Here is a 15,510-nt window from a genome sequence, read left to right as displayed (position 1 = left end):
GCCATGCCCGACCTGCTTGCCGACTACCCCCTGACACCAGGGGCTTACCATGAACTGTTCGACGCCGACGGTCAGGTGCGCCCGCACTGGCGCCTGTTGCTGGAGCGTTTGCAGCGCAGCAGTCCGGCGCAGCTGGCGCAGCGTCAGGCGCTGCTGGCGCGGCAGATTCAGGAAAACGGCGTGACCTACAACGTCTACGCCGACCCCGATGGCGCTGACCGGCCGTGGGAGCTGGACCTGCTGCCCAATCTGATTCCGGCCGAAGAATGGCAACAAATCGCCGCTGGCGTGGCGCAGCGTGCCGGTTTGCTAAATGCCGTGCTGGCCGACCTATATGGCCCGCAGCAGCTGCTGGCCGACGGGCTTTTACCGGCTGAACTGGTGTTTGGCCACAACAACTACTTATGGCCCTGCCAGGGTGTGCAGCCGCCCGGCGGCACCTACCTGCACCTGTATGCGGTGGACCTGGCCCGCGCGCCGGATGGCCGCTGGTGGGTAACCGCAGACCGCACCCAGGCGCCGTCTGGCGCGGGTTATGCCTTGGAAAATCGGCAGATCGTTTCCCGCGCGTTCCCAGAGCTGTACCGTGATCTGCGCGTGCAATACCTGGCCGGCTTCTTCCGCACCCTGCAGGACACCCTGGCGCGCCAGGCCCCGGCCGGCAGTGAAACACCGCTGGTGGTGCTGCTCACCCCTGGGCGTTTCAACGAGAGTTACTTCGAGCACCTGTACCTGGCGCGTCAGCTCGGCTACCCGCTGGTGGAAGGCAGCGACCTGACCGTGCGCGACGCCAAGGTCTACCTCAAGACCCTGGCCGGCCTGCGCCGCGTGCATGCGGTGCTGCGTCGTCTGGATGATGACTTTTGCGACCCGCTGGAATTGCGCACCGACTCGGCCCTCGGCGTGCCCGGCCTGCTCGAAGCGGTGCGCCAGGGCAATGTGCTGGTGGCCAATGCCCTTGGCAGCGGCGTGCTGGAATCCCCCGGTTTGCCGGGCTTTCTGCCGGCCATCGCGGAAAAATTATTGGGCGAAGAACTGCTGCTGCCGAGCATCGCCAGTTGGTGGTGCGGCGAGCCGCCGGTACTGGACAAGGCCCTGGAGCAGCTCGATGAGTTGCTGGTGCGCGCCAGCTTTCCCTCGCAGAGCTTTGCGCCGGTGTTTGGCCGTGATCTGGACGCGGCGCAGCGCGCCGAGTTGGCCGAACGCCTCAAGGCGCGGCCTTATGCCTATGTCGCTCAGGCTTTGGCGCAACTGTCGCAGGCGCCGGTCTGGCAGCCGGAAGAAGGCCAGCTGGCGCCGCGCGCCATCGGCATGCGGGTGTTTGCCGTGGCCAGCGCCGAGGGGTATCGGGTAATGCCCGGTGGCCTGACCCGGGTAGCCGCCGAAGCCGACGCCGAAGTGGTGTCGATGCAGCGCGGCGGTGCAAGCAAGGACACCTGGGTGCTCGGTGAACGGCATGCCGGCGGCGAGCCCTGGCAATGGCTGCGTCCGCTGGGCGTGGCCGATCTGGTGCGCAGCGACCCCTATCTGCCTTCGCGGGTGGTGGAAAACCTCTACTGGTTCGGCCGCTACAGCGAACGCTGTGAGGACGGTGCGCGGCTGCTGCGCATCATGCTGGCGCGTTATGTGGATGACGACGACGACCCGCAAGCGCTGCAAACCGCCCTGAGCCTGGCCGAGAGCCTGGGCCTGCTGCCGGATGCCGAGAGCGGCGAACTGCAAGCGCGGCTGCTTGAGGCGCTGCTTGGCGAGGACTGGCCCGACAGCTTGCGCGGCAATCTGCAGCGCCTGCAGTGGGTGGCTGGCAGCGTGCGCGGCAAGCTGTCCCAGGCCAACTGGCAGGCCCTGCTGGAGCTGCAGCGCGAGGCCCAGGGCCTGGATGCTGAACAGGCCGACTTTGGCGAACTGCTGGATTTTCTCGACCGCCTGCTGCTGTCGCTGGCGGCGCTATCGGGCTTTGCCCTAGATGACATGACCCGCGATGACGGCTGGCGCTTTCTGATGATCGGCCGCTGTATCGAACGCCTGCAGTTTCTCTGCGACAGCCTGGCCAACTTCCTCACCAGCAGCGCGGCGCAGGACCAATCTGCGCTGGAATGGTTGCTGGAGCTGGGCAACAGCAGCATCACCTACCGCACCCGTTACCTGGCCTCGGCGCAGCTGATTCCTGTGCTCGACCTGTTGCTACTGGATGAGCAGAACCCGCACGCCGTGTTGTTTCAGGTGCGCACTCTGCTGCGTTCCCTGGCGCGCCTGGGTGAGCGTTTCGAGCTGCCCAGCGAGCGCCGGCTGAAACACCTGGAAGGGCAGCTGGCGCGTTTTAGTCTGGCCAGCCTGGAGAATCCGCTGTTTGGCGCGGCCAGCGTGCAGGAGGTGCTCGACGGCCTGTCTGCGCTGCTGGAAAGCATCAGCCAGGCCAGTGCGGAAATCTCCGACCGTTTAGGCTTGCGCTTCTTTGTGCATGTCGACGCCAGCCAGCGGACGCAATCCTCATGAGCAGCGCCTGCTACCAGATTCTTCACGACACCCATTACCGCTACGCCAGCCCGGTGTCGCTGGCCCAGCAGCTGGCGCATCTGTGGCCGCGCGCCTGCCCCTGGCAGCGCAATCACAATCAACAGCTGCTGGTCAGCCCGCAGCCGTGCCAGCGCCAGGACGCCCTGGATGTGTTCGGCAACCCGCTGACCCGTCTGGTGTTCGAGCGCCCGCATGATGAACTCAAGGTCAGTGCGCGGCTGCAGGTCGAAGTGCTGGCGCGGCCAACGTTGGATCTGCAGGCGTCGCCGCCCTGGGAGGAGGCCTGCACGGCGCTGCGCTACAGCGGTCAGGCACTATTGCCTGGGGTGCTGGAGGCCACGCGCTTTCGTTTCGAATCGCCCTATGTGCACCTCAAGCAGGTGTTCGCCGCCTACGCGGCGGATTGCTTTAGCCCCGGCCGGCCGCTGCTGGCGGCGGTGGACGGGCTGATGCAGAAGATCTTCAGCGAGTTCAGCTTCGATGCGGCCGCCACCCAGGTGGCCACGCCGCTGCTGCAAGTGCTAGAGGAGCGGCGCGGTGTGTGTCAGGACTTCGCCCACCTGATGCTTGCCTGCCTGCGCTCCATGGGCCTTTCCGCGCGTTATATCAGTGGTTATTTGCTGACCCAGCCGCCGCCCGGCCAGCCCCGGCTGATCGGCGCCGATGCCTCGCATGCCTGGGTCTCGGTGTTCTGCCCGCAGCAGGGTTGGGTGGATTTCGATCCGACCAACAATATCCGCCCGGCGCTGGAGCATATCACCCTGGCCTGGGGCCGCGACTTTGCCGATGTCTCACCGCTGCGCGGGGTGATTCTCGGCGGCGGCAGCCATGACCCCGAGGTGCAGGTGACGGTGCTGCCGATCCCCGCGATAGAGGGCTAGCGCTTATGTAACGGCGTGCTAGCGTTTTTCCAGTGAACACTCACTGGAGCTGCGCCATGGAAGAAACCAATCTGATCAATCTCGGCACCGAGAAAGTTGCCGATCTCTACAACCTGGTCGCGCAGTACGGCGCGGCGTTTGCCATCAAAATTCTCTCAGCGATTGCCTTCTGGGTGATCGGCCGCTGGCTGATCGGCTTTGCCGTCGGCATGGTGCAGCGTGCGCTGGGCCAGCAGCGGGTGGACCCGACGGTGCTGCGCTATGTCGGCAACTTTATCTCGGTGACCCTCAACATCATTCTGGTCATCGGTATTCTCGGTTACTTCGGCGTGCAGACCACCAGCCTGGCGGCGTTGATTGCGGCGGTCGGCCTGGCCATCGGCATGGCCTGGTCGGGGCTGTTGGCCAACCTCGCGGCCGGTGGTTTTATCATCGTGCTGCGGCCGTTCAAGGTCGGCGATTTTATCAGCGCCGGCGGCGTGGTCGGCACCGTTACCGAGATCGGCTTGTTCGTCACCGCGATCAACACCCCGGACAACGTGATGACTCTGGTGGGTAACAACAAGATCTTCTCCGACAACATCCAGAACTTCAGCCACAACGCGTTTCGCCGGGTTGATCTGCAGGCGCAGCTTTCCGGCGCGGCGGATTACAAAGCCGCTGCGGCGCTGCTCAAGGAGCGCATCGGCGGCATTGCCAACGTGCTCAAGGAGCCGGCAGTGGATGTGGAAATTATCGAGTTCAATCTGGTCGGGCCGGTGCTGGCGGTGCGCCCGTATTGCCACACCGATCATTACTGGCAGGTGTATTTCGACACCAACAAGATGATCAAGGATGCCCTCGGCGAAGGCGGCTTCCCGGCGCCGATGCCGGCGCAGACGGTGATCATGCAGCAGGCGGGATAACAGAGGAGGCCGGCCGCCAGGGATGGCGGCCGGCGCTGGATCAGGCGTGCGCCTTGTTCGGTTTCACGGCTTTCCAGATGCGTGTCGCCAGGCTGACCAGCAGCAGGGCAGCGGCACCGGCGATGATCCCGGCGATGGCATTCAGCAGGGTTGGCAGCAAGGCTGCGAGTAGGCCGCTGCTGGCCGCCACGCTCTGCGCCAGTTGGTCGATCCATTCCTGTGCGGCATGTACGCCGTGGGTGAGGATGCCGCCGCCGACCATAAACATCGCCGCGGTGCCAAGAACCGACAGGGTTTTCATCATATACGGCGCGGTAAACAGAATGCCGCGACCGATGCTGCGTTGCAGTCGGCTGCCCAGGCCGTCGCCATCACGCTGGTTGAGATAGAGGCCAGCGTCATCCAGCTTGACGATACCCGCCACCAGGCCATAAACCCCGACCGTCATCAGCAGGGCGATACCCGAGAGCACCGCGACCTGTTTGCCGAAACTGGCCAGGGCCACGGTGCCAAGGGTAATGGCGATGATTTCCGCCGAGAGGATAAAGTCGGTGCGGATTGCGCCTTTGATCTTGTCCTTTTCGAACGCCAGCATGTCCACTTCGGGGTCGGCCACGGCGTGCAGGCGTTCGACATGCTGCACCTGGGCATCGGCCTTGCTGTGGAGGAACTTGTGCGCCAGCTTCTCGAAGCCCTCGTAGCAAAGGAAGGCGCCGCCAAACATCAGCAGCGGCGTTACCGCCCAGGGCGCAAAGGCGCTGATCAGCAGGGCGGCCGGTACCAGAATCAGTTTGTTCTTGAACGAGCCCTTGGCTACCGCCCAGACCACCGGCAGCTCACGGTCGGCGCGTACGCCGCTGACCTGCTGGGCATTTAGCGCCAGGTCGTCGCCGAGCACCCCAGCGGTTTTCTTGGCGGCGATTTTGGTCATCACCGCGACGTCGTCGAGGACGGCGGCAATATCATCGAGCAGGGTTAACAGGCTAGCGCCGGCCATGGGTCGGATTCCTTTCTACGGTTTCTGGGGCGAATCGCCTGGCAGAACTGCAGGCAGATCTGTAGGCAATAGTGCGCAGATTTATACGTGAGTCAGCACGCATCAGCCATAGGCGGCAAACCCCGTTTTGCCGCAGTGCACGAAAAAATCGGCCGCGAATGCCATGCGGGCGCGACGGCACTGCTATAGCGGCACCGCCCCTGATCTGTCGGTAGATAGGCCGGCGATGTGGGAGGGGCTTTAGCCGCGATTGACCCCATAGAACGCTGAAAGCGTCGCGGCTAAAGCGGAACGCCGCCCGGCCCCTCCCACGGAAGCGGCAGCTTTTGTGTCGTGAGACTAATCGTTACTGCTGCCGCTGGCGCCGCTGGCATAGGCGGCGAGCAGGCTGCGTAACAGGTCATTGAGCGGCATGGGCGTATCTCCTGAGTGAGTGGAGTGACGTTACGCCTGTGCTCGGCGGCTGGGCTGTTGATTGTCTCGATAGGGCTCATAGCCAGCCGCCGTGTTGGCGTTATGCACAGCCCTTGCCGCTGCATGCGGGTAGTTGTGCACAAAGACTGTGGAGCGAACTGTGGATAAGGTGGGCGTAGGCGCTTGCAGGCTTAGTCGCGTGGTTGTTTGCGGTGTTTGTACGCTTTTTGATCAGCACGTTATTTATCGTAGAAACAACAAGTTAGCCTGGTTATTCAGGGCGTTTTAGGGTAGCACTGAAGTTGTCCACGGCTACTGTGGGTAGAGCTGTTGATAACTCTGGTATGCCTGGCTGAGAGGCTTATAAGGCCTGGTTTTGCGCCATTTGATCGATTTTTGAGCAGCTTGCCGAGGTCTCGAAATACGTCATTTACGCTCTGCCGAGTCAAGCAATAATCGCGCTATTTCAAGGCTTTGCCGCAGTGCTGCGGCGCACGGTGGATAACTTATCCCAGGTTGCTGTGGAGTGATCTGTGGATAAGCTGCGTACGCTTGCGTTCAGGCCACAGTGGGCGTGGCCTGAGCGCGGTAGGTTGTTTTTTATACAGCGGCGAGTGGTCAGAGCCTTTCTACGATCTCGCGAGCTAGAGCACTGCAAGGCGAAAACAGGCGAGGAAGCGGAGTTTACGAGCTGTAAATGAGCATTCCGAGCCTGTTTTCAACGCAGCAGGGCCGACGCGCAGCAGATCGTAAAAGGCTCTTAGTCTTCCAGGGCGCTGATCTGGGTTGACCGCCCCAGTACCTGCAGGGCGCGGTCCGGGTAGTCGGTGATCAACGCATGGGCGCCCTGGTCGAGCAGGCGGCGCATGTCCGGCTGTTCGTTGATGGTCCATAGCTGCACGTTCAGCCCGCGTTGTGCAGCCGTCTTGAGCAGGCTCGGGCTGGCAACGCGCAGGCCGCCATGGGCTTCGGGAATCTGCAGCGCCTGGTAGGACGGCGACAGCAGGCTGCCCAGGCCGACCCAGTTGAGCGCCACCAGCAGGCGTACCGAGCCAGGCCCGGCCGAGGTGGCCACGCCTGGGCACTGCTCGCGGAACAGCTGCAGGCTGCGGTCATAGAAGCTGCCGACAATCACCAGTTCGCGTTGCTGGTGTGCTTCCAGGGCATCACACAGCAGGGCTTCCATGCCGACATCCGGCACCTTGATTTCAATCACCTTAGGGATGCTGGGGAAACGTTCCAGCACCTCGGTAAAGGTTGGGATACGCACGCCCTGGCCACGGTAGGGGAAACTCTGGCCGCCGTCTGCACTCCAGCGGTAACCGGCGTCCAGCGCTTGCAGCTGCGCCAGGCTGAGCGCGGCAACCGGGCCTTCGCCATCGGTGGTGCGGTCCAGGGTGCGGTCGTGGATCACTACCAGCTCACCATCACTGGACAGGTGCAGGTCCATCTCCAGCATGTCCACGCCCAGGGCGCTGGCACGCTCGAAGGCAAACAGGCTGTTCTCCGGCCACAGGCCTTTGCCGCCCCGGTGGGCAATCACCAGCGGTTGCTCGGCAAAGCTGCTGAGCACCGCCGCCGGTTGGGCGGGTTTGCTGGTTAGGGCCAGCACGCCGAGGGCGATGGCCAGCAACAACAGTGGAACAGAGAGAAAGCGGGCAACGCGCAGCATGGTCAGGGTCCAGTGCAGTCAATGGGGGAGGGGCTTTAATACGCCTCGACTATGACAAAGCCATGGCGGCTGGGCGAGAGGCGAAATGCGCCAGCCCTAGGGCCATCTACGCCAAGTGGAAAGCACTTTATTAGTAGCCCGGATGAAATCCGGGGCAGATCTGACTTCGGCAAACCAGCCCCGGATTGCATCCGGGCTACACGACGTTGCGTTCAGCGATGGACGAGTGGACGTCGCCCCTGTCAGCCAGCTAGCAACCAGGCGCCGGTCACGGCCGAGGCCGCGCCGAGCACGCGCACTACCGGTGCAGCGGCTTGGGGCAGCAGACGCACCAGGGCGTAGCCGCTGGCGTGCAGGGCGGCGGTTGCGACCACGAAACCTGCAGCGTAGCCCCATGGGCTGGCCAGCGCCGGCAGCTCCAGGCCGTGGGCAACGCCGTGGGTCAGGGCAAACAGTGCAGTCAGGGCGATGGAAATAACCATCGGCAGGCGGATGGCTACAGCGACCAGCAGACCGAAAGCTAATACCGAGGCAGCGATACCGGTTTCCATCAGCGGAATCTGCAGGCCGTTAAAGCCCAGCAGGCCGCCGATCAACATAGTGCCAACAAAGGTCAGCGGCAGCGCCCAGCGCGCCGCGCCGGATTGCTGCGCGGCCCACAGGCCGACGGCGAGCATCGCCAGCAGGTGATCGAGGCCGAATACCGGGTGTGCCAGACCGGCCATCACTCCTGCGTGGTCGTGGCCGGCGTGGGCGAAGGCCACAGCGGGGCTGAGAAACAGGGCGATGGCGAACAGGGTTTTGCGCAGGTTCATGGGGGTGTCTCCTTGATTGTTCGTGAGGCTTGGATTTCCGTAAGACCGAGGGGGATGCCTAGTCCCATGCTCGCGAAACGCTCGCGGGCATGGCCCGCTCCTACGCGGCGGTGAGCATTCCGTGTTGTTCTATAAAGGCGATGATCTGCTCCAGGCCCTGGCCGACCTTCTGGTTGCTGAACACAAACGGCTTGTCGCCGCGCATCTTCAGGGTGTCGCGCTCCATTACCTCCAGCGATGCGCCGACCAGCGGGGCCAGGTCGACCTTGTTGATCACCAGCAGGTCGGACTTGCAGATGCCCGGGCCGCCTTTGCGCGGCAGCTTGTCGCCGGCCGACACGTCGATCACGTAGATGGTCAGGTCCGACAGCTCCGGGCTGAAGGTGGCCGAGAGGTTGTCGCCGCCAGATTCGACGATGATCAGGTCCAGTCCCGGAAAGCGCCGGTTGAGCTGATCGACCGCTTCCAGATTGATTGAGGCGTCTTCACGGATTGCCGTGTGCGGGCAGCCACCGGTTTCCACGCCGATAATCCGCTCCGGCGCCAGTGCTTCGTTGCGCACCAGAAACTGCGCGTCTTCCTGGGTGTAGATATCGTTGGTTACCACCGCCAGGTTGTAGCGCTCGCGCAGGGCCAGACACAGGGCCAGGGTCAGGGCGGTCTTGCCGGAGCCGACCGGGCCACCGATGCCGATACGCAGGGGTTGGCTGTTCATGGTTTTTCTCACTCCCATCTTCACTTGAGTGCCGACCGAGGCTATTGCCTGCGGGCGACTGAGTTCTTCCACGTAGGAGCGGGGGCGACGCCTAGTTCCATGCCCGCGAAAGCTGATCGCGGGCATGGCCCGCTCCTACAGGTTTATTTGTTATGACCTGAATAGCCGGCTGTACTGGCGCTCGTGCGCCATGCTCGCCAGGGCCAGGCCGAAGGCGGCGCTGCCCCAGTGTTGTGGTTGCAGTTCACTGGCCTGACGCTGGGCCTGATCGAGCAGCGGCAGCAGTTGCGAGGTCAGACGCTGAGCGGCTTGCTGGCCCAGCGGCAGGGTTTTCATCAGCACCGCCAGCTGGTTTTCCAGCCAGCCCCAGAGCCAGGCGGCGAGGGCATCCTCTGGCGCGATCTGCCAAGCCCGCGCCGCCAGCGCCCAGCCAACGGCCAGGCCAGGTTCGTCCAACTCACTAAACAGCTGTTGCGCCGGTTGATCCAGTTCTGGCAAGCCTGTGAGCAACTGTTGCAGGGAGTAACCCATTTGCCGGCTTTCCAGGCGCAGCTCTCGGGTTTCGCGGCTGGCGCGTTGTTGTTCGGCGAGCTGGCGCAGCTGCGTCCAGTCCTCGACGGCTGCTGCCTGGCAATGGGCGAGCAGCAGCGGTGCCTCGAAGCGCGCGAGATTGAGCAACAACTGATCGGCAATCCAGCGCTGGGCGCTTTCTGCGTTATCGACCAGGCCCTGATCCACCGCCATTTCCAGGCCTTGGGAATAGCTATAACCGCCAATCGGCAGCTGCGGGCTGGCCAGCCGGAGCAACTGCCAAGCTTTATTCACTTGCGCGCACCGAATTGATGCAAGCGCGGTGCGTAGCTGAATTCGGCATCGCCAGCATGGGAGTGGTGATGGCCGCCGCCGTAGGCGCCTTGCTCGGGCTGGTAGGGCGCTTCGATCAGCTCCACCGTGGCGCCGAGCTGTTCGAGCATGGCCTTGAGCACATAGTCATCCGGCAGGCGCAGCCAGCCATCGCCGAGTTGCAGGGCGACATGGCGGTTGCCCAGGTGATAGGCGGCGCGCATCAGTTCGAAAGGGTTGGCGCAGGTGACGTGCAGCAGCGGCTCGGGGCGGGCGATCACGCGCACGATGCGGCCGTCTTCGGCTTGTAGGCATTCGCCGTCGTGCAGTGCGGGTTGGCCGCGCTCAAGGAACAGACCGACATCCTCACCCGTGCGGCTGAAACAGCGCAGGCGGCTTTTGCTGCGGGCTTCGAAGCTCAGTTCGAGTTCGGCGTCCCAGTGCGGCTGGGCGGCAATACGACGGTGGATCACCAACATGGGGCAGTTTCCGGCAGGTCAATGCCGGTTATAGAGCAAGTGCCTTGCCAAGCTGCCGTTGCACCACGCAGAGCGGGGCGCGTGGGGTGTGGTGTGGCTGAAGTTGGAGCGTGATGAGCTATGGATTGGTGCGCGCGTCAGTTTTATGCGCGCTTTTGGTGCTATTGGCGCGCTGCGATCAGTCGCGGGTCTGGCCCAGACCCTGCCAATGCTTAGCCCCGATAAAGATAAAGCGCAGCTGCTCGATCATCTTGACCTCGGGCGAGGCGTGCATCGGCAAGGTTGGTGCAGGCGGGTCGATCAGTTCGGGGAGGGTGGCGAATACGGTTTTTACCACCAGGTCGGCGATCACGTTTTGCGCCGGGGCGTCGAAGTGCTGCAGCTTCGGCATAGCCGCCAGATCCGCCACCAGGTCGGCGGTGATGCGTTCACGCAATGCGCCCACTGCCTGGCGTACCAGTAGCGAGCCGCCGTATTGCTCGCGGGCGAGAAACAGAAACTGCGAGCGGTTGGCCGCCACGGCGTCGAGGAAGATGCGCACCGAGGCGTCGATCACGCCGCCCAGTTCGAACTCGTGGTGGCGTACCTGGCGAATGGTTTCGCGGAAGGTTTCGCCCACTTCGGCGATCAGCGCCAGGCCCAGGGCGTCCATATCCTCGAAGTGCCGGTAGAAACCAGTCGGCACGATGCCAGCGCAGCGCGCCACCTCGCGCAGGCTCAGGCTGCCAAAACCACGGCCGCTGTCCATCAGGCTGCGCGCGGCGTCCATCAGGGCGTGGCGGGTCTGCAGTTTTTGTTCGGCGCGCGGTTGTAGTGGTTTCAAGCGGGCATGGCTCTGCATTGCGAAATCAGCGCCGCACTCTAACAAATGGCCGTTGTTTACGTCGAACCGCGGTTGCTTAGTTGATTTTGAGTGAACGAGTGTTGACTGAATAAATATGCTCTGCCAGTCTAGTGAACAATTGTTCACTGGAGTCTTGCCATGGCCCTTTTTCCTTTTGCCTGGGTACGCGGGCTCGCAAGCCTGCTGTATCCGTTGCGCGTGCTGGTCGCCCACGGCTGGTTGCGCGAAAGTGATGTCGATGCCGGACTGGCGCTGTTGCATCCGGCGCTGCGGCTGAACCGGGTGTTTGCTCGGGTCACCCAGCGCCACTGGGTGGCCGATGACATGCTCGAATTGACCCTGCAGGCCAACGGCAACTGGCGCGGCGCGCAGCCGGGGCAGCATCTGCAGCTGTATCTCGAACGTGATGGCGTACGCCTGAGCCGCAGTTACAGCCTGACTGCGGTGCAGGCGAAAGGCCGCCTGCAGATCGCGATCAAGCATCAGGCGGCTGGCCGCGTTTCGCCCTACCTGCTGGAGCATCTGGCGGTGGGCGATGTGCTGGAGCTGGGCCCGGTGTATGGCGAGCTGAGCTGGCCCGAGGCGCAACAGGGCGTGTTGCTGCTGGCAGCTGGCAGTGGCATCACGCCGCTGCTGGGCATGCTGCGCGCTGCGCTGGCTCAGGGTTTCAGTGCGCCGATCACGCTGCTGCATTACGTGCGCGAGCAGGGTCAGCGTGGCTTTGTTGCCGAGCTGCAGGCCTTGCAGGCGCAGCACAGTAATTTGCAGGTGCGCTGGTCGCTGACCGCTGCCGGGGTTGAGTCGGGGGCTTTGGCCGGACGTTTTACCGGCGAGCATCTGGCCGAGGTCACGCAGCTGGATCAGCGCCGTGTGCTGGCCTGCGGGCCGGCGGGGTTTGTCGCCCAGGTGCAGCAGTGGTGGCAGGCCACCAGATTGCCTGGCGCGCTGCAGATTGAGGCCTTCACTGCGCCCGTGCTGCGCGCCGATGTCAGCCTGCGTCAGGTGCGTTTGGGCTTTGCCCGCAGCCATCAGCAGGCGACGGCCAATAATCAGCACAGCCTGCTGGAACAGGCCGAGGCCCATGGCCTGCAGCCGGTGCATGGCTGTCGCCAGGGTATCTGCGCCAGCTGCACCTGCACCTTGCTCAGCGGCACGGTGCGCGATTTGCGCAGCGGGCTGTTGTTTAGCGAGCCGGGTCAGCCGATTCGCTTATGTGTCAGCGCGCCGCACACTGATGTCGAGATTGATCTTTAACTTGCGAGGGAATCCCATGCGTCGTGATCGCGAGCTTTCCACGGATGAAATGAACGCCTTCGGCAACGAGCTGGACGCCTTGCGCCAACGCACCCTGGCCGATCTGGGCGCGGTGGATGCACGCTATATCCGCCGCATTCGCGCAGCGGTGCGGTTCTGTTGCTGGAGTGGGCGCGGCCTGCTGATGCTCGGTTGGTTTCCGCCGACCTGGTTGCTTGGCACTCTGCTGCTGGGCCTGGGCAAGATTCTGGAGAATATGGAGCTTGGCCATAACGTGATGCACGGCCAGTACGACTGGATGAATGACCCGGAGTTTGCTGGGCGCAGCTACGAGTGGGATATCGCCGGGCCGAGCGACTTCTGGCGGCACACCCACAACCATGTGCACCACACCTGGACCAATGTGCTGGGTATGGACGATGACGTCGGTTATGGCGTGGTGCGGTTGTTTCCCGAGCAGCGCTGGAAGCCGTTCTACCGCTGGCAGCCGCTGTGGGTGACGATTCAGGCGGTGCTGTTCCAGTACTCGGTGGCGATCCAGCATTTGCGTCTGGACAAGGTCTACAAGGGCAAGCTGAGCAAGGCCGAAGTGCGCCCGCTGATCAAACAGTTCAACGCCAAGATCCTGCGGCAGTGGGGCAAGGATTACCTGTTCTTCCCGCTGCTGGCGTTGCTGCTCGGGGCCAATGCCTTGGCGGTTCTGGCCGGTAATGTGTTGGCCAATCTGCTCCGCAATCTGTGGACCTTCACGGTGATCTTCTGCGGTCACTTTACCGAGCAGGCGGCCGTGTTCAGCAAGGAGTCGGTGGTCGGCGAGAGCCGGGGGCACTGGTACCTGCGCCAGCTGCGCGGGTCCAGCAACCTGAATGGTGGACCGCTTTTTCATATTTTGACGGGCAACCTGAGCCACCAGATCGAACACCACCTGTTCCCCGATCTGCCGGCGCGGCGCTATGCGACGTTGGCGGTGGAAGTGCGCGAGATCGCCGAGCGTTACGGTCAGGTCTACAACAACGGCAGTCTGTGGAGCCAGTTTTCGACGGTGCTTAAGCGAATTTGGATCTACCGCCAGCGTCCGGTCGAGGCTACGCCGGCTGGCGTGTAAACACGCAGGTCAGGTAGCGGTTGCTAAAACCGTAACGCAGCATCGAATACAGCCGGCTAAACAGGTACAGGGGGCGCTTGCGGTAGTACAGCAGCACCGCATTGCCGACCCCTTCGGAGCGGTGCTGTTTCTGTTGATCGGCCTGTTTCGAGAATAAACCTTTGAACTGCCACCACTGAATCTGTTCCAAGTGCTGGCTGGCATGCAGCCCTTGCTGGCGGAACAGTGCATAAAAGCTGCGTTTGCTGAAGTCATGCAGGTGGTGAGGGTTGCCGTCCAGGGTCGGAGTGATCGGCACCGAAGCGATCACCTTGCCGCCTTCAGCCAATAAACGCGCATAGTTGGCTAGCAGCACCTGCGGGCGCGGCAGATGCTCAATGGTTTCCAGGCTGACGATGCAATCGAAGCCCTGGTCGCTGCTGAACTGTTCGGCATCGGCGCATTCATAACGCAGGTTGGCCAGCTGGTAATGCGCGCGGGCGTAGGCAATGGCCGCCGGGTCGATGTCTACCCCGGTGACCTGCATGTGCGGGTTGCGCTCGGCCAGCAGCGCCGTGCCATAGCCGCAGCCACAGGCCATATCCAGCACGCGCTGGCCGCTGAGGTGCAGGGCGGCGAATTCATAGCGCTGCATATGAATCTGCAGGCTGGCCTGGTCATCCGGGTTGAGCGGGTTGAGGTCCTTCGGGTAAATCCGTTCGATGGTATGCATGGTCATGGCAGCGCAAAGAGAAGCCGGGACTATATGCCAGGCGGCCCACTTTTCCCACGAGCGGCATTGGCATGTTTCGTGGTTCAGCACTTTCTTTCTCGGCGGTATGACACAAGGATGGTTTGCTATGTCGACATCTTCTGCACCCCGTTATCCCCTGGTCCTGGTGCCAGGTTTACTCGGCTTTGTCAGCTTGCTCGGTTACCCCTACTGGTACGGTATCGTCACGGCGCTGCGCCGCATCGGTGCAAAAGTCTTTCCGGTGCTGGTGTCTTCGGTGCATTCCACCGAGGTGCGCGGCGAGCAACTGCTGTTGCGTATCGCCGATGTGTTGCAAGAGACCGGCGCAGAAAAGGTCCATCTGATCGGCCATAGCCAGGGCGCCCTAACGGCGCGCTATGCGGCGGCGCTAAAGCCCGAATGGGTAGCGTCCGTTACCTCGGTAGCCGGGCCCAATCATGGTTCGGAGTTGGCGGATTTTCTCAAACGCAAAGCCCCGCACGGCAGCCTGCGTGAGCGCATTTTGAGCGCCTTGCTGCGTGGCGTGGCTCGCTGCATGGCCTGGCTGGAGCGCGGCTATAAAGGCGAGCCACTGCCGATGGATGTGGCCGCCGCGCAGCAATCGCTGACCAGCGACGGTGTGGCGGCCTTTAATGCGCAGTATCCGCAGGGCCTGCCTGAAGTCTGGGGCGGTGAGGGCGCAGCCGAGGTCAACGGCGTGCGCTACTACTCCTGGTCCGGCACCATTCAGCCGGGTATCACCGATAAAGGTGGCAACCGCTTCGATGGGCCGAATGTTGCCTGCCGAATGTTTGCCAAGACTTTTCAGCGTGAGGTGGGGCAGTGCGATGGCATGGTCGGGCGCTACAGCTCACACCTGGGCACGGTGATTGGCGATCAGTACCCGCTGGATCACTTCGACATCATCAATCAGACCTTCGGTCTGGTCGGTAAAGGTGCCGAGCCGGTCAAATTGTTTGTCGAGCATGCGCAACGGCTGCAGGCTGCAGGCCTTTAGGCTTCGTTTAGATCAACCCAGATGCCCTGCTCATCTTCGCGGATGGCAAGCTCTTGCAGCGATTGCCCGGCGCAGGGGCCGGCGACGCATTCGCCGGATTCGATCAGAAACAGCGCGCCATGGGTGGCGCACTGGATCAGGCTGGCGCTGGCATCGAGAAACTGGTCGGGCAGCCACTCCAGTGGGATGCCGCGGTGCGGGCAGCGATTGCGATAGGCATACAGCTGGCCGTCCTTGCGCACGGTAAACAGCTTCTCTTCAGCTATCTCGAAGCCCCGGCTCTGGCCTTCGGCCAACTCATCCGGTGCACATAAACGCAACATAGGAACCTCCCCGACA

15 protein-coding genes are annotated in these 15,510 nt (G+C 63.0%); 6 read left to right on the top strand and 9 right to left on the bottom strand.

All coding sequences use genetic code 11. The annotated features are described in order from the left end of the window. Positions 1–3: 3 nt before the first annotated feature. The 3 genes from P3C18_RS09690 to P3C18_RS09680 are packed head-to-tail and all read left to right on the top strand — an operon-like array spanning position 4 to position 4,303. Positions 4–2,496: a circularly permuted type 2 ATP-grasp protein gene (locus P3C18_RS09690; protein WP_275961657.1), complete on the top strand. Its 2,493-nt coding sequence runs from the start codon at positions 4–6 to the stop codon at positions 2,494–2,496. Then, positions 2,493–3,398, top strand: a complete 906-nt coding sequence (locus P3C18_RS09685; RefSeq protein ID WP_275961656.1) for a transglutaminase family protein — start codon at positions 2,493–2,495, stop codon at positions 3,396–3,398. The genes P3C18_RS09690 and P3C18_RS09685 overlap by 4 nt, the downstream gene beginning before the upstream one ends. Positions 3,399–3,454: 56 nt before the next feature. Further along, complete coding sequence (locus tag P3C18_RS09680; RefSeq protein WP_275961655.1) at positions 3,455–4,303, top strand: mechanosensitive ion channel family protein; 849 nt, start codon at positions 3,455–3,457, stop codon at positions 4,301–4,303. 40 nt (positions 4,304–4,343) lie between these two features. On the opposite strand, the gene P3C18_RS09675 is transcribed toward P3C18_RS09680, so the two are convergent. From P3C18_RS09675 to P3C18_RS09645, 7 genes are all read right to left on the bottom strand, one after another. Further along, positions 4,344–5,300 carry a DUF808 domain-containing protein gene (locus P3C18_RS09675; protein WP_275961654.1) on the bottom strand — a complete coding sequence of 319 codons (957 nt, stop codon included), beginning with the start codon at positions 5,298–5,300 and terminating at the stop codon, positions 4,344–4,346. Positions 5,301–6,474: 1,174 nt separating this feature from the next. After that, positions 6,475–7,386, bottom strand: a complete 912-nt coding sequence (locus P3C18_RS09670; protein WP_275961653.1) for a glycerophosphodiester phosphodiesterase — start codon at positions 7,384–7,386, stop codon at positions 6,475–6,477. A 242-nt stretch (positions 7,387–7,628) separates the two neighbouring features. Beyond that, entirely contained in the window at positions 7,629–8,201 is a 573-nt protein-coding gene (locus tag P3C18_RS09665) for a HupE/UreJ family protein (RefSeq protein ID WP_275961652.1), read from the bottom strand. 100 nt (positions 8,202–8,301) lie between these two features. Beyond that, positions 8,302–8,916 (bottom strand): urease accessory protein UreG, encoded by a 615-nt coding sequence (gene ureG, locus P3C18_RS09660; RefSeq protein WP_275961651.1) that lies wholly within the window; start codon positions 8,914–8,916, stop codon positions 8,302–8,304. 150 nt (positions 8,917–9,066) lie between these two features. Further along, entirely contained in the window at positions 9,067–9,741 is a 675-nt protein-coding gene (locus P3C18_RS09655) for an urease accessory protein UreF (protein WP_275961650.1), read from the bottom strand. Beyond that, positions 9,738–10,238: an urease accessory protein UreE gene (gene ureE / locus P3C18_RS09650; RefSeq protein WP_275961649.1), complete on the bottom strand. Its 501-nt coding sequence runs from the start codon at positions 10,236–10,238 to the stop codon at positions 9,738–9,740. The genes P3C18_RS09655 and ureE overlap by 4 nt, the downstream gene beginning before the upstream one ends. A 178-nt stretch (positions 10,239–10,416) precedes the next feature. After that, complete coding sequence (locus P3C18_RS09645; RefSeq protein ID WP_275961648.1) at positions 10,417–11,079, bottom strand: TetR family transcriptional regulator; 663 nt, start codon at positions 11,077–11,079, stop codon at positions 10,417–10,419. 141 nt (positions 11,080–11,220) lie between these two features. Here P3C18_RS09645 and P3C18_RS09640 point away from each other — a divergent pair, with 141 nt between their 5' ends. Beyond that, positions 11,221–12,336, top strand: a complete 1,116-nt coding sequence (locus tag P3C18_RS09640) for a ferredoxin reductase (RefSeq protein WP_275961647.1) — start codon at positions 11,221–11,223, stop codon at positions 12,334–12,336. After that, entirely contained in the window at positions 12,317–13,441 is a 1,125-nt protein-coding gene (locus tag P3C18_RS09635) for a fatty acid desaturase (protein WP_275961646.1), read from the top strand. The genes P3C18_RS09640 and P3C18_RS09635 overlap by 20 nt, the downstream gene beginning before the upstream one ends. On the opposite strand, the gene P3C18_RS09630 is transcribed toward P3C18_RS09635, so the two are convergent. Continuing rightward, the gene (locus tag P3C18_RS09630; protein WP_275961645.1) at positions 13,422–14,159 is read right to left on the bottom strand and encodes a class I SAM-dependent methyltransferase; all 738 of its coding nucleotides are present in this window, start codon (positions 14,157–14,159) and stop codon (positions 13,422–13,424) included. The genes P3C18_RS09635 and P3C18_RS09630 overlap by 20 nt on opposite strands. Positions 14,160–14,280: 121 nt before the next feature. Between P3C18_RS09630 and P3C18_RS09625 the strand changes: the two genes are divergently transcribed. Beyond that, entirely contained in the window at positions 14,281–15,171 is an 891-nt protein-coding gene (locus P3C18_RS09625) for a triacylglycerol lipase (RefSeq protein WP_275961644.1), read from the top strand. Here P3C18_RS09625 and P3C18_RS09620 read toward each other — a convergent pair. Next, positions 15,168–15,494 (bottom strand): Rieske (2Fe-2S) protein, encoded by a 327-nt coding sequence (locus P3C18_RS09620; RefSeq protein WP_275961643.1) that lies wholly within the window; start codon positions 15,492–15,494, stop codon positions 15,168–15,170. The genes P3C18_RS09625 and P3C18_RS09620 overlap by 4 nt on opposite strands. Positions 15,495–15,510: the final 16 nt, after the last annotated feature.

The organism is Pseudomonas sp. 1928-m (genome assembly GCF_029269135.1).
GTDB lineage: Bacteria > Pseudomonadota > Gammaproteobacteria > Pseudomonadales > Pseudomonadaceae > Aquipseudomonas.
The sequence above is the reverse complement of the archived record's forward strand: the minus strand, read 5'-3'. Positions and strand labels throughout refer to the sequence as shown.